Source organism: Stackebrandtia nassauensis DSM 44728 (genome assembly GCF_000024545.1).
GTDB classification, from domain to species: domain Bacteria; phylum Actinomycetota; class Actinomycetes; order Mycobacteriales; family Micromonosporaceae; genus Stackebrandtia; species Stackebrandtia nassauensis.
The window spans coordinates 1,534,219-1,547,156 of record NC_013947.1; the positions used below are offsets into that span (position 1 = coordinate 1,534,219).

12 protein-coding genes, 1 tRNA gene and 2 pseudogenes are annotated in these 12,938 nt (G+C 64.5%); 8 read left to right on the top strand and 7 right to left on the bottom strand.

What is annotated here, in order from left to right; translation table 11 throughout:
* Nucleotides 1–71: 71 nt before the first annotated feature.
* From SNAS_RS07130 to SNAS_RS07155, 6 genes are all read left to right on the top strand, one after another.
* Nucleotides 72–1,031: an ATP-binding cassette domain-containing protein gene (locus SNAS_RS07130; protein ID WP_013016724.1), complete on the top strand. Its 960-nt coding sequence runs from the start codon at nt 72–74 to the stop codon at nt 1,029–1,031.
* Nucleotides 1,032–1,043: 12 nt separating this feature from the next.
* On the top strand, nt 1,044–1,799 hold the full coding sequence (locus tag SNAS_RS07135; protein ID WP_013016725.1) for an ABC transporter permease: 756 nt from the start codon (nt 1,044–1,046) through the stop codon (nt 1,797–1,799).
* A 31-nt stretch (nt 1,800–1,830) separates the two neighbouring features.
* The gene (locus SNAS_RS07140; protein WP_013016726.1) at nt 1,831–2,658 is read left to right on the top strand and encodes an NAD(P)H-binding protein; all 828 of its coding nucleotides are present in this window, start codon (nt 1,831–1,833) and stop codon (nt 2,656–2,658) included.
* An 89-nt stretch (nt 2,659–2,747) separates the two neighbouring features.
* Nucleotides 2,748–3,041 carry a DUF503 domain-containing protein gene (locus tag SNAS_RS07145; protein WP_013016727.1) on the top strand — a complete coding sequence of 98 codons (294 nt, stop codon included), beginning with the start codon at nt 2,748–2,750 and terminating at the stop codon, nt 3,039–3,041.
* A gap of 15 nt (nt 3,042–3,056) precedes the next feature.
* Nucleotides 3,057–3,494, top strand: coding sequence for a 30S ribosome-binding factor RbfA (gene rbfA, locus SNAS_RS07150; RefSeq protein ID WP_013016728.1), 438 nt, complete (start codon nt 3,057–3,059; stop codon nt 3,492–3,494).
* A gap of 115 nt (nt 3,495–3,609) precedes the next feature.
* Entirely contained in the window at nt 3,610–4,938 is a 1,329-nt protein-coding gene (locus SNAS_RS07155; RefSeq protein WP_013016729.1) for an MATE family efflux transporter, read from the top strand.
* Between the two features lie 16 nt (nt 4,939–4,954).
* Here the strand turns inward: SNAS_RS07155 and SNAS_RS07160 are convergent, their stop codons facing one another.
* From SNAS_RS07160 to SNAS_RS07175, 4 genes are all read right to left on the bottom strand, one after another.
* A complete protein-coding gene (locus tag SNAS_RS07160; protein WP_013016730.1) occupies nt 4,955–7,165 on the bottom strand; it encodes an MMPL family transporter in 2,211 nt (736 codons plus the stop codon).
* 115 nt (nt 7,166–7,280) lie between these two features.
* Nucleotides 7,281–7,550: a hypothetical protein gene (locus SNAS_RS07165; RefSeq protein ID WP_013016731.1), complete on the bottom strand. Its 270-nt coding sequence runs from the start codon at nt 7,548–7,550 to the stop codon at nt 7,281–7,283.
* Complete coding sequence (locus SNAS_RS07170) at nt 7,547–7,915, bottom strand: ArsR/SmtB family transcription factor (protein WP_013016732.1); 369 nt, start codon at nt 7,913–7,915, stop codon at nt 7,547–7,549. Before SNAS_RS07170 ends, SNAS_RS07165 begins: the two co-directional genes overlap by 4 nt.
* Nucleotides 7,916–7,983: 68 nt before the next feature.
* The gene (locus SNAS_RS07175; RefSeq protein ID WP_013016733.1) at nt 7,984–8,886 is read right to left on the bottom strand and encodes a P1 family peptidase; all 903 of its coding nucleotides are present in this window, start codon (nt 8,884–8,886) and stop codon (nt 7,984–7,986) included.
* Between the two features lie 412 nt (nt 8,887–9,298).
* Between SNAS_RS07175 and SNAS_RS07180 the strand changes: the two genes are divergently transcribed.
* A tRNA-Gln gene (locus SNAS_RS07180) sits at nt 9,299–9,373 on the top strand.
* Between the two features lie 36 nt (nt 9,374–9,409).
* A pseudogene (locus SNAS_RS37495) lies at nt 9,410–9,868 on the top strand (dihydrofolate reductase family protein).
* Here the strand turns inward: SNAS_RS37495 and SNAS_RS37500 are convergent.
* From SNAS_RS37500 to SNAS_RS35045, 3 genes and pseudogenes are all read right to left on the bottom strand, one after another.
* Nucleotides 9,865–10,195: pseudogene (locus tag SNAS_RS37500) on the bottom strand (hypothetical protein). The pseudogenes SNAS_RS37495 and SNAS_RS37500 overlap by 4 nt on opposite strands.
* A 57-nt stretch (nt 10,196–10,252) precedes the next feature.
* Nucleotides 10,253–10,636, bottom strand: a complete 384-nt coding sequence (locus tag SNAS_RS35040) for a hypothetical protein (RefSeq protein WP_144300420.1) — start codon at nt 10,634–10,636, stop codon at nt 10,253–10,255.
* 23 nt (nt 10,637–10,659) lie between these two features.
* Nucleotides 10,660–12,480 carry a hypothetical protein gene (locus tag SNAS_RS35045; RefSeq protein ID WP_013016734.1) on the bottom strand — a complete coding sequence of 607 codons (1,821 nt, stop codon included), beginning with the start codon at nt 12,478–12,480 and terminating at the stop codon, nt 10,660–10,662.
* Between the last annotated feature and the right edge of the window lie 458 nt (nt 12,481–12,938).

Below are 12,938 nucleotides of genomic sequence, written 5' to 3' on the forward strand. Positions count from 1 at the left end.
AAAACTTGCATAGTTCGCCGCGGGTGAGCTACTGTCAATCGGCACTCAAGTTTGAGTATCGGAGGCATGTAGTGATACACACCCGCGGGCTCGCCCGCAGTTTCAAGGCCAAGAAAACGACCGTCGAGGCCGTCAAGGGAGTCGACATCGACGTCAACGAGGGGGAACTGGTGGCGTTCCTCGGCCCCAACGGCGCCGGGAAGTCCACCACCCTGCGCATGCTCACCACGTTGCTGCGCCCCACGCGCGGCAGTGCCCGGGTCGCCGGGCACGACGTGCTCACCGATCCGCTCAAGGTCCGGCAGAACATCGGCTACATCGGACAGGGCAACAGCGCCGGTCACGCCCACCGGGTTCTGGACGAACTCGTCAGCCAGGGCAGCTTCTACGGGATGCCGCGCGCCAAGGCCCGCGTCCGGGGCACCGAACTGCTGGCGGCGCTGGATCTGTCCGATCTGGCCAAACGCGCCGGGATGACCCTGTCGGGCGGACAACGGCGCCGCGTCGACATCGCCCTGGGCATGATGCACCACCCCCGGCTGCTGTTCCTGGACGAGCCCTCGACCGGACTCGACCCGCAGAACCGCGCCAACCTCGCCGACGAGATCCGTCGGCTGCGCTCCGAGTTCGGCATGACCATCTTCCTGACCACCCACTACCTGGAGGAGGCCGACCAGCTCGCCGAACGGGTCCTGATCATCGACCACGGCGCGGTGATCGCCTCGGGAACCCCGTCCGAACTCAAGGCCACCCTCGCCGGGGACCGGATCGACCTGGGCTTCGCCGAAGCCGACACCGCCGCGACCGCCGCCGCGCGCTGCGAGGGATTCGCGGGGGTCAAGGAGGTCACCCTCACCGGCACCCGGCTGAACCTGGCCGTCGGGGAGGGCGAGTCGACGCTGCCGAGGCTGCTGCGGCATCTGGACGCCGACGGGATCACCGTCACCACCGCCAATGTCCACATTCCCACCCTCGACGACGTGTTCCTGGCCCTGACCGGCCGGACGCTGCGCGACGAGGACGAAGGCTGAGAGGACGCCACCATGAAATTCTTCTCCGACACCGGCAAGGTGTTCATCCGCGAGATCAAACCCACCCTGTACGACCCGATCAGTCCACTGTTCAGCCTGGCGCAGCCGATCATCTTCCTGGCGCTGTTGGGACCGCTGGTGGCGAACATGCCCTCGGCGGGCGGCGACACCTCCTGGCAGTGGTTCGTCCCCGGCATCCTCGTGATGGTGGTGCTGTTCGGCACCTCGATGACCGGCTCGAACCTGGGCTGGGAGATGCAGACCGGATCCCACGAACGCGTCATGGTGACACCGCTGAGCCGCTCGGCGATGCTGGTCGGCAAGTCGCTCAAGGAGATCGCGCCGCTGGCGGTGCAGACCGTCCTCATCGTCGTCATCATGCTGCCGTTCGGATTCAAGCTCTACTTCGGACCCGCGTTGCTGGGGCTCGTGATCCTCGCGGTGATGGCCGTCGGGCTCGGCGCGCTGTCCTACGCGCTGGCCATCGCGGCCCGCAAGAAGGACTGGCTGTTCTGGGCGATCCAGCAGACGGCGTTGTTCCCGCTGCTCATCCTGTCGGGCATGATGATGCCGCTCGACTACGGTCCGCAGTGGATGCGAAACGTGTCCACATACAACCCGGTCACCTACATCGTCGACGCCGAACGCGCCCTGTTCTCGGGCGAACTGGCCACCAACACCGTCATGTACGGCGCCCTCGCGGCGCTGGGCTTCGCCGTCGTCGGCCTGCTGGTCGGCACCACCACCATCCGCCGCGCCACCGTCTGAACCCCTTTTCCCACAACCGAAGGAGTATTGAATGACCATTCTCGTCACCGGTGCCACCGGGAATGTCGGACGCGTTCTCGTCGAGCAGCTGGTCGCGGCGGGCGAGTCCGTCCGCGGCCTCACCCGTGACCCCTCCCGGGCCGCGCTTCCCGACGGCGCCGAGGCGGTGGCGGGCGACTTCGGCGACCCCGACAGCGTCACCGCCGCGCTCGAGGGCGTCGAGGCGGTGTTCCTGCTGGCGATGCTGGCCCTGGAGACCCCCAAGGTCGCCGAGCTGTTCCCGGCCGCGGGCGTGCGGCGGGTCGTCACCATGACCACCGACGCCATCGACGAGGACATCGACCTGGGCCAGTTCCGGGCCGTCGAGGCCGCCGTCGAGGCGACCGGACTCGAGTGGACCCACGTGCGGCCCGGCGAGTTCGCGCTCAACAAGCGCGACTTCTGGGGCCCGACCATCAAGGCCGACGGCGTGGTGTGCAGCGCCTACCCCGACGCCATCGGGGCCCCGGTCCACGAGGCCGACATCGCCGCCGTCGCCGCGACAGCGCTGACCGCCGAGGGCCACAACGGCAGGATCTACCGGCTGCGGGGCCCGCAGAGCAGCCACCGGCAGCAGGCCGCGGCCATCGCGGCGGCCACCGGCCGCGAGATCCGGGTCGAGCGGGTCACCCACAACGCCGAACGCGCCCAGATGATCGCGCAGGGCGTACCGGCCTGGGCGGCCGACCACGTGCTGTCCTACCCGGTGCGCTGGGCCGACGAACCCTGCGAGACCACGGCCGACGTCGAACTGGTGACCGGGGCCCCGGCCCGGGACTTCGGTCAGTGGGCCGCCGACCACGCCGCCGACTTCAGCTGACGGCACCAGGGCGGGACGCGTGGTGACGCGCGCCCCGCCCTGGGTAATCGGACTTTCCATTTCGCCCTGTCCGGGCGTACTCTTTAGCGGTGTTCACGGGTACTGCCGTCTTCGACATCCTGTTGCCGGGCGATTCGCGCTCTCTCAAAGCCAAAAGGTCTTATGTGAGGCCTATTGTCGCGTCCCTGCGCAGGTTGGAGGTGTCGGCGGCGGAGGTCGGAGCCACCGATCTGCACGGCCGCACCGAGGTGGGCGTCGCCGTTGTGGCGGGTGAACACGCGCATGTCCAGGACGTGCTGGACAAATGCGAAAAACTGGTGGTGGGTCGTCCGGAAGCCGAACTACTGAGCGTCCGGCGCCGGATCTTCGGCCCCGAAGAGTAGAAAGGTGGCCTCGCGATGAGTGAATCGGCGAAGGCGCGCAAGATGGCCGAACGTGTCAAGGAATTGACCGCGACGGCGATTCGCGCCCATGTCAAAGATCCTCGGCTGGGCATGGTGACGATTACCGACGCCCGTCTGACTCCGGACTTCCGGGAGGCCACGCTCTACTACACCGTCTTCGGCGACGACGACTCGCACGCCGCCAGCGCCGCGGCCCTCGACAGCGCCAAGGGCCTGCTGCGCTCCAACGTCGGCAAGGCACTGGGCCTGCGGCACTCCCCGTCGCTGACCTTCGTCGCCGACCGGCTGCCCGAGGACGTCAACCGCATCGACGACCTGCTCGCCAAGGCCGCCGACGCCGACGCGAAGGTGCACCAGATGGCGGCCAAAGCCTCCTACGCGGGCGACCCGCACCCGTACAAGGTGGAGGACGAGGACGACGACCTGCGGTGATCGAACGTGACGGGCACCCGGAAGCCCCGGGTGCCCGTTTTTCGTGCCCACCCTCACAGGCCGGTAAGGTTTATTGGCTCTATGACTCATTACATTTCTGTGGCAGGATGAAGGAGTGACCATCGCAGCGGATGCCCCCGCCGCCAACCCCGCGAGCCTGCGCCGCATCACCGCCCTGGCGCTGCCCGCGCTGGTCGTGTTGGCCGCCGAACCCCTGTACATCCTGGTAGACACCGCCGTCGTCGGCCACCTCGGCCGGGTGCCGCTGGCCGCCCTGGCCCTGGGCGGCGGCGTCATGAGCGTCGCGGCCTGGATCGGCAACGTCCTCGCCTACGGCACCACCGGCCGGGTCGCCCGCCGCTTCGGCGCCGGACAGCGCGCCGAGGCCGTCGCCGAGGGTGTCCAGGGTTCCTGGCTGGCCGTGATCGGCGGCCTGCTCATGATCGCCGTCGTCGAGATCTTCGCCGGACCGCTGTCACGGGCACTGGCCGGTGGCCCCGGGGCCGTGGCCACCGCCGCCGAACAGTGGCTGCGCATCGGCGTGCTCGGCGCCCCGTTCCTGCTTTTGGCCATGGCCGGACAGGGCTGGATGCGCGGCGTCCAGGACACCCGCCGCCCCATGTACATCGTGCTGGCCGCCAGCGTCGGCTCGGCCATCCTGGCCCCGATCCTGGTCTACCCCGCCGGAATGGGCCTGGTCGGTTCGGCCGTGGCCAACGTCGCCGCCCAACTGGTCTCAGGTTCGCTGTTCATCCGCGCCCTGGTCTCCGAGGGCGTCAGCCTGCGTCCGCAGTGGTCGGTGATCCGGCGCCAGCTCGGCCTGTCCCGCGACCTGATCATCCGCGGCGGCACCTTCCAGCTGTGCTTCATCTCGGCCGCCGCCGTCGCCGCCCGCTTCGGGGCCGCGAGCCTCGCCGCCCACCAGATCGGCCTGCAACTGTGGTTCTTCGCCGCCCTGGCCCTGGACGCGGTCGCCATCGCCGCCCAGGCCCTCATCGGCGCCGAACTCGGCGGCGGCAGCGCCCAGCGCGCCCGCGACACCGCCCGCCGCATCGGCTGGATCGGCCTGGGCTACGGCACCGCCTTCGCCGTGGCGGTGCTGGCCGGTGCCCCGTTTCTGCCGGGACTGTTCTCTTCGGACGCCACCGTCCACGAACAGGCTGCCGTCCTGTGGCCCTGGTTCATCGGCCTGCTGCCCATCGCGGGCCTGGTCTTCGCCCTCGACGGCGTCTTCATCGGCGCCGGTGACACCGCCTTCATGCGCAACATGACCATCGTGGCCGCGCTGTTCGGTTTCCTGCCGCTGATCTGGCTGACCTACGGCTTCGGCTGGGGACTGGGTGGCATCTGGGCGGGCCTGTCGGCCTTCATGCTGCTGCGCCTCGTCGCGCTGCTGCTGCGGCAACGCGGCGGCAAGTGGGCCGTCGTCGGCGCCGAACGCTGACGACGACCCACCGGCCCTAGTGCCCCCGGCCCGGCAGCCAGGCCAGCCAGCGCGGCAACGTCCACGCCCGCTCACCCAGTACCGCCATCGCGGCGGGCAACAACACGCCCCGCACCACGGTGGCGTCGATGAGGATCGCCGCGGCCATGCCGACACCGAGCATCTTGTTCTCGATCGCCGTCAACGCGATGAACACCGTGAACACCGCCGTCATGATGAACGCGGCGCTCGACACGACCCCGGCGCTGGCGCCGATCCCGCCCACGATCGCGTCCCGGGTGCCGACACCGTCGAGCCAGCGCTCGCGGACCCGGCTGAGGATGAAGATGTGATAGTCCATGCTCAGTCCGAACAGGATGACGAACATGACCAGCGGCAGCCAGCTCACCACCGCGCCGTAGGACTGGAAACCAAGCAGCGCTTCGAGATTGCCGTACTGGAAGATCCAGGTCACCAGCCCGTAGGACGCGCCCACCGACAACAGGTTGAGGGCGATGGACACGATCGGCACGGCCAGCGAACGAAACGACACCACCAGCAGCACGAACGCCAGCACCAGCACGAAGACGAACACCGGCAGTGTGTGGCCGCGCAACCGCTCGTTGAAGTCGTGGGCGAAGGCGGTCTTTCCCATCACCGCGAAACCGACACCGTCGACCTGTCCGACGGTGTCGGGCAACACCTTGTCGCGCAACCGTTCCAGCGCCGCGGTGGATCGCGGGTCGGTGCCCGAACCGGCCAGCGCGACCCGCAGCACCGTCACCGACTCCACGGTGGCCACCGACACCGGGTCGGCCAGTCCGTCGTCGCCGTCGGCGACCTCGTGCCGCAACGCCGTCATCGCCGCGTCCAGCTGTGCGTCGTCGACGTCGCCGGTCTCCCACAGCACCACCTTCGCCGGTGACGCGGCACCGGGAAACGACTCCTGCATCCGCACCGCCGCGTCCACAGTGGGAATACTGCGGGGGAGGCTGTTCGTCTGGGCGGCGTCCTGGGTGCGCATGTCGAGCATCGGCAGCGCCAGCACCAGCAGCGCCAGCGTCGCCACCCCGCCCCACAGCCAGGGACGGCGGGTGACCGCACCGGCCACCGCCGACCAGCCGGGCGAGGTGCGCGCCCGCGCCCGCCGTCGCCCCAGCCACGGGATCCGGCCCCGGTCGATCCGGTCGCCCAGCCCCGCCAGCAGTGCGGGCAACACCGTCACCGAACCCAGGATGGCGACGCTGACGATCACGATGGTCCCGACCGTCAGGCCGTTGAAGTTGTCCAAACCGGTGAACAGCAACCCGACCAGGCACAACATCACGGTCAGACCGGAGATCACCACCACCCGCCCGGAGGTGCGGGCCGTGACGCGCAACGCCTCGGCGGTGTCGCGTCCGGCAGCGCGTTCCTCGCGTTGCCTGCGCACGTAGAACAGCGTGTAGTCGACGGACACCGCCATTCCGATGAGCAGCACCATCGACGAGGTCGCGCTGTTCATGGGGATCCACTGGCCGAGCAGTTGCAGCAGCCCGAAGGCGGTGGCCACCGTGGTGACGGCCAGGATCAGCGGGATCGAGGCGGCCACCAAGGCCCCGAAGACCACCAGCAGGATCAGCAGCGTCGCCGGAAGCGAGATGAACTCGGCACGCCCGAAGTCGTCCTTGATGGTCTCGTCGACGGCGGAGGCCAGACTGATGTCACCGGCCTGCGCCAGTCGCACGTCCGGGTGCTGGTCGGCGACCTTCCCGATCGCGGCGACGGCTTCGTCGTAGTGGGCCCGGAATTCCTCCGGTGGCCCGGCGACGGTGAAGGTGACCAGGCCCGACCGGCCGTCCTCGGAGACCAGCGCCTCGCCGTCGGCATCGGTGGGGGAGCGGACCTCGTCCGTCGCCGACGACAGGTCCCGCAGCGCGGCGGTCAGGTCCGTGATCGCGGCTTCGAGTTCGGGATCGTCGGCCAGTTTCCGGTCGTCGTCTTTCGACTGGACCAGCACGTTCTCCAGTGGCGGCGCCTCGGCGCCGTTGGCGTCCATGACCTGGCTGGCCGTGCCGGACTGGCCGGGATCCACGGCGCGGGCGTCCTCGCCGGTGATCAGGAAGTTGGAACCCACCGCGATGACGACCAGGCCCAGCCAGCCCAGGATGGCGGCCAGCCGGTGGTTCGCCGACCAGGCGGCGATGCGTTCGACGAGGGCGCCGCGCGACGGCGGCGCGACGGTGGGAGGGGGGTTTTCGGGCAGCATCGAGTACTGTCCTTTCTCGGAAGGAGCGCGTATCCAAGCCCTCGTCCTGCGTGGACGAGGGGTGCTTCTGACGCGGGGCGCCGAGTTGCCGCTCGGCGTCCCGGTTCCTGTTCGGTCAGTCCACCTCCTTGAGGATCCGCTCAAGATTGGCCATTCTGGACTGAATATCGCCGACGCTGTCCTTCAGCTCCGACAACTGCTCACGGGTCTCGGCGTGGGCCTTGAACGAGGTCTCGGCCAGCGCCCGGTGCTCCTCGGCCTGCTTCAGGACCGCCTTGGTGCGCGCGGTCGCGCCGATCTGCCAGATCGTCACGGTGACCACCAGGATGAGCAGGGCGAACATGCCGATGACCCCGATGACCTCCTGCCATTCGTACGCCGTCATGAATCCTCTTCCCTCTCGCCGTCCGCGCGGCTCGTGTCCGCTGTGGTCAATGTTTCGGCCGCTGTCGCGATCGACTGTGGAGTGATGTCGAAGGCGAACGGTGTCACCTCGTAGAACTTCATCGACTTGCCGTCCTCGGAGAATTCCAGGGTGGACGTCACCAGTCCGGCGGCGATGAGCTTCTTCAGGTGCACCTGCAACAGCGCCCGGCTGATACCCAGTTGCCGGGCCAGCTGGCTGACGTAGTTGCGTTCCCGCACCAAGGCCGCGACCACCCGCATCCGGTGCGGATTGGCCAGGGTGGCCATCGCCCGCAGCAGGTCATCGCCACTCGGCGTCGTGAAGTTCTCAACTGAGTCTTGCATATGCCAAAAAATGTTAGCACCTGCCAGTCCGACCCACCGGTGCCCTTGCCCACAACAAACGGATCGCGCTAACCCAGCGACCGAATGGCCTCGTCAACCACCGTCAAAGCCAGCAACCGGACGGTGTCCACGTCTGCCTCAACCATCCCCGTCGCCGCCGCGATGAACGCGTCCCCGTCGAACCGCGTATGCGGCGGCACGATCGCGCGCGACAACCCGTCGTGTGCGCCCTGGCACACCAACAGACAACCGACCTTGTCCAACCGCGCGTTGGTCACCACAGCCCCGATCGTGGTGTTCCCCAGCCCCGCCCCGCCCTCGGACTCGTCGAACAGCGGCCCCGGCCGCGGCTCCCCATGCCGCCGCGCCAACCGCAGTGCCGCCGAACCGTCGACGTCGATCTCCCCGAACGCGTTCACCGCCACCACACACGCCACCAAGAGCTCACCCGCCCGCCTGGCGTTGGCCACCAACCCACCCGGCCGCATCCCGTTGGGCCCGTTGATCTTCCCGACCGTCGCCCCCGCCCCGGCCCCCACCGCGCCGATCACGTCCACCCCACCGTCCCCACTGCCCGCCGTGGCCTCGGCCGCCGCGACACAAGCCGCATACCCCTCCGCCGCCCCCGGCCGCACACTCGCGTCCCCCACGGCCAGATCGAACAACCCCAACGCCGGAACGATCGGCACCCGCCCCGCCGGAGTCGCCACCCCACGCCCCGACTCCTCGCAGTACCGCATCACCCCATCGGCACTGGCCAACCCGAACGCCGACCCACCGGTCAACACGATCGCGTCCACCTGCGCCACGGTCCGTTCCGGGGCCAACAACTCCAGCTCCCTACTCGCCGGAGCCCCACCCCGCACCTCAGCCGAACCCGTCGCCCCCTCCGGCAACAACAACACGGTGCACCCCGTCCGCGCCGCCCCATCGGTCCAGTGCCCCATCCGTACGCCTAGCTCAGCCAGCATGTACGCCTCCTGATCCAATCCGAGTCCCGCATTTTGAGAAAACCAGTGCAATATACGGGAAGATAGTTATCTTGGTCTGTAATGCGCTTCGTAGTTATTCTTCCCAGCCGCGGCGGGACCTGACCAACAGGCCGACTCCCCGCCGCGGAGGCGACGCGTCGGTCCACCGTTTTTCACACGGTGCGGGGAGATCGAATGACGATACGGACAACGCCTTCGGCTCTCCGCCAACAACTTCCACAGACATCAGGAGAGCACCATGCGTAAGCGTCACAGTCAATCCACAAGCGAGGAAGAGCGCGAGGAAGCTCGCCGGGCCCTGCAGGAGTCCATGAACCGCCGCGAATAGATACCCCTTTGCGGCCCTCGAACCCGGTCCGGTACAGTTTGCTCTCGGCGCGCAAGCCACCCTTGGGGTATGGGGTAATTGGCAGCCCGACTGGTTCTGGCCCAGTTAGTCTAGGTTCGAGTCCTGGTACCCCAGCCAATTCGTTGGCTTTCAAACCCTCGGCACCCGGTACGGGTGCCGAGGGTTTTGTGTTGCCCAGATCTCCGCGGCGGTGGTTGGGTTTTCAAGCACATCGAGTTTCTGCCCGAGGTCTACTCGCTCAAGGCCGAAGAACTCGAGGACACCACGGCGCTGATGTTCGGTCGCCGCAGCAATTAGGCGTTCCGCCAGTGTGGCGCGAATCGGAGGATCACGTCGCCTCCAAGGAGCTGCCCAAGTACGTGGTCTCTACGACACTGTCCGAGGCGGATCTCGTCGACGGTTTGGGGTCCGACGACGAACCTGTGATCGACCGAGGACATCGCCGAGTTCGCCCGGACACTGTCGGACGTGGGAATGATCGACCGGTGCAACCTGCTCGTCTGGCCAGTGCTACTCGGATCGGGAAAGAGCCTATTCGGCAGTCCCGACGGGGACAAGCAGATGTTGAACCTGCGGAAGTCCGAGGCGTGCGGCATCGTCAAGTTGGTCTAACAGGTCGACGGCGATCCGCCGGCGCGTTGGCCGAGTTGTCGCGCGGTGCGACTGACGTAGCGGCGCAACGCCCGGGTTAGGTGCGGCTCGTCGAAGTACCCGAGCTTGGCGACGACGTCGGCGACGGGGATCACGGACCACAGTCTCGGAGCGGACCAACCGGTCGACCAAGACTCCGTGTACGACTGGCCGCTCGTGCTCCCAGAGCACTAGGCCCCAGTGCACCGTCGCGACGGAGGTCATCTGCGCGACCTGCTCGCTGGTGCAAGTCCAAACGACGTCGACTTATGGTGAGCCGGACGCGCGCGTCTCGAACCGTAGCCTCACGGGCGAAGCCTACGTGCCGCACCGGCCAACCAGGGTGGTTGAGCACTTGATGGCTGGTCAACGTTTAGGACCGTTGTTACCGTTCTGACTTTTCGCCTGAGCTGCCTTGGCCTGCGCGTACTTCTCTTCCACGGAAATATCGGGGTCGACTTCGGCAAGACCTTCAACTGCGGCATCCCACCTTTCAGAGGTGAATGCGTTATCGAGATTGCTGCTAACCTTTGCTAGAGATACCCCAGCTTTCACAGGGGAGTATGCGAACCATTCTGACCCGTTGACGTAGTAGCCGGATTTATCCCTCGGGGCTCCTTCACCCTCGATGGTATCTATGAACTTATCGAGGGCCCGCTTGGCGAAGCCACGGTGACTGTGATCCGATGTTTCCTGGGTTACGGGAGTTTCAATTGAAGCCATTGGCAAACTCTCTTCTTGGATACTCAAATGGTTATATTTTGAGAATATACTCAACTGTCTTGTGTTGCACCTCCATCAGGGCTTTTGCGTGTAGAAAGGTATATAAACTCGTGTGTCTTAACTAGGCAGGTCAGAGAAGTGCCAACGGCATTGAATATGGCAAGCAAGACGAGGCCGCCCCACAGCCAGTTACTGATGCCAAGGACATCTCCACCAGATGGTATATCCCAATGAACAGCCCCTCCTTGGAATACTATAAACAACCCACTCGAAAGGATGGAAATGAGTGCTGTGAATATCAGCGAAAGTCGCGATACCATGGTGCCTTCGAGGAGGCGGCGACTTGGCCGGTCGAATCCAAGCCAACCAGCCGCTGCAGCTGGAAACACCAGAAGAATCGCTGGCCCGTTCGTGCTGATCTCGACTCCCCTTCGATCTGCCCATACCGTGACGAAACCGATAAGCCATATCAAGGCTGCGGCTGCAATTGCAGTTATCGATGCTCGGAATATCGTCCCAGGCGGTACTTCGTAGAATTTGAACTTAACTACGAGAGGGAATTCAAGAGGCTTGGGCTTGGGATCGGCAGGTTGTGACCGCCGCGCGTTTTCTCTAGGCTGGGGAAAGTACCTGGTGTAGAAATGGGCATATGATTGTCCAAGTCGAGATCGGAATCGGTAATATGGCGGTGCCATTGTATCTGGCCGAGGATTCTCTAGGTACGATTCTATATACGGCGCCAAATCGGGAGAATCCTGACTGCCGAGATAAAGGCCCTCTTCACTATGGACAATCATGTGATAGCTTTGCGCTGTGCATGCATGTTCTATCGGAAGTGATATGGCTACAGGGCGAGCGCCGAGGAGGATACGTCCCCGGCCCGCTATTCTTCCTCGAAACCCCTTGGCGCCACCCTGCAAATCGAGCGTCGGTATAATCGTGCGCTCATATCCAATCGTGAATCGACCATCGGCCTGAACCTGGGCTGGAATAACAATTGCATAGTGTGAGGTTAGCAAATAGACAACCTCGGCTATGAGGTTCCGGAGCCAGATCTTGTCGTCCTTTACCTTCAATTGTTCTATATCGTGGGCAGCGGAGTTTACGTATGACGACGGTTGAGATTTTCGTTGGCTTATTTCCGTAAGTGCTGCAATTTCAGCTCTCGCTGCATCTGGATCTACTTTCCAAAGGTCCTTCTCGGATGCATCGAGTGCGTGCAACATCAGTATACGGAGTACTAGTGCTATCAGACCGATGTACTCACTGTAGGAGAGGTCAGTTGTTTCTTTCTCTGATGCTCCCAGCGGCTTGAAGTTGTCGAGCAGCTCGCCCTTTTTTGGAAACAAAACGGGGAAGAGCACGGTCACGTCGCCGTTCTTTGTGGACTTCTCTTTGCGTAGATCTCGAATTTGGCTGCTCGGGATCTTTACGTTCACCGTCACGGTCTTGCGAACGCCTCGCTGGCCAGTCTCGTATCGTTCGCATATCCGCTGACGTGATTCGGCAGGATTGACAACAGAGAATGCAAATATTTTTGCTTGCGAGAGACTTACGGTAGTTGGACCATTGGATTGTGCGGATATTCCCGCGGTACGTTGGATGCGCATTGCTATATTGGCTGGCAGAGGCGGAACTTCTTTTTTCGGAGGTGGTGCCTTGAGCGGTCTAGTGTGCCGCATATATGTATATAGAACTAGAAGTCCAGCACCAATGATGGCCGCCGCACCACGGAATACCAGGCGAGCAATCTCGTTAAGGGATTCAAAATTGATGTCGGTAGCTGCGTAGGTCACCCCGATGCCGGAGGCAGTTAGCAGTAGTAGAGATTTCCATGGAGCGAATTTATGGGGCTGCTTGTCATTGGTCATGGCATGATCCTCAGTGAGGTGAGCACTACACTTAAGCGTAGCTGATTTCCGCACCTTAATTTGAGTCCACGCTGCGTGATTGATTGGTATAGCTATTGTGATCATTTAGATTGACTCGAATTTCTGGACAAGGGAGCACATATCGGTCGCCGAAAGTGACCAGTTGGTTAACCAGATCTGACCTAAAATCAATGATCCCAGGTGCTAAGCCTTAACAGGTTGGGACTTTGTGCCCTAACTTGATGTCAGTCTTTGCGATATGCAAGGCTGGCGTTGTCTGAGGTGGCGGGTTAGGACGTCTCGACGCTTGCGGCATTGCGCCTCGGCAAGCTATGGCTTGAAATGTAGCTACGTAGGGCAGTCACACTTCGGGTGCTAGCCCTTGGATGCCGTAAGGCAACCGAGAGCTTTTGTCCTTGTGCGCAAACCGGGCATGGATCGTTGCCTAACTTAGTCTT

Bases quoted from the DNA above. Each gene is read 5' to 3' on its own strand.
- SNAS_RS07135 (WP_013016725.1), top strand. From the start codon at position 1,044: ATGAAATTCTTCTCCGACACCGGCAAGGTGTTCATCCGCGAGATCAAA.
- SNAS_RS07140 (WP_013016726.1), top strand. From the start codon at position 1,831: ATGACCATTCTCGTCACCGGTGCCACCGGGAATGTCGGACGCGTTCTC.
- rbfA (WP_013016728.1), top strand. From the start codon at position 3,057: ATGAGTGAATCGGCGAAGGCGCGCAAGATGGCCGAACGTGTCAAGGAA.
- SNAS_RS07160 (WP_013016730.1), bottom strand. From the start codon at position 7,165: ATGCTGCCCGAAAACCCCCCTCCCACCGTCGCGCCGCCGTCGCGCGGC.
- SNAS_RS07165 (WP_013016731.1), bottom strand. From the start codon at position 7,550: ATGACGGCGTACGAATGGCAGGAGGTCATCGGGGTCATCGGCATGTTC.
- SNAS_RS07170 (WP_013016732.1), bottom strand. From the start codon at position 7,915: ATGCAAGACTCAGTTGAGAACTTCACGACGCCGAGTGGCGATGACCTG.
- SNAS_RS07175 (WP_013016733.1), bottom strand. From the start codon at position 8,886: ATGCTGGCTGAGCTAGGCGTACGGATGGGGCACTGGACCGATGGGGCG.
- SNAS_RS35045 (WP_013016734.1), bottom strand. From the start codon at position 12,480: ATGACCAATGACAAGCAGCCCCATAAATTCGCTCCATGGAAATCTCTA.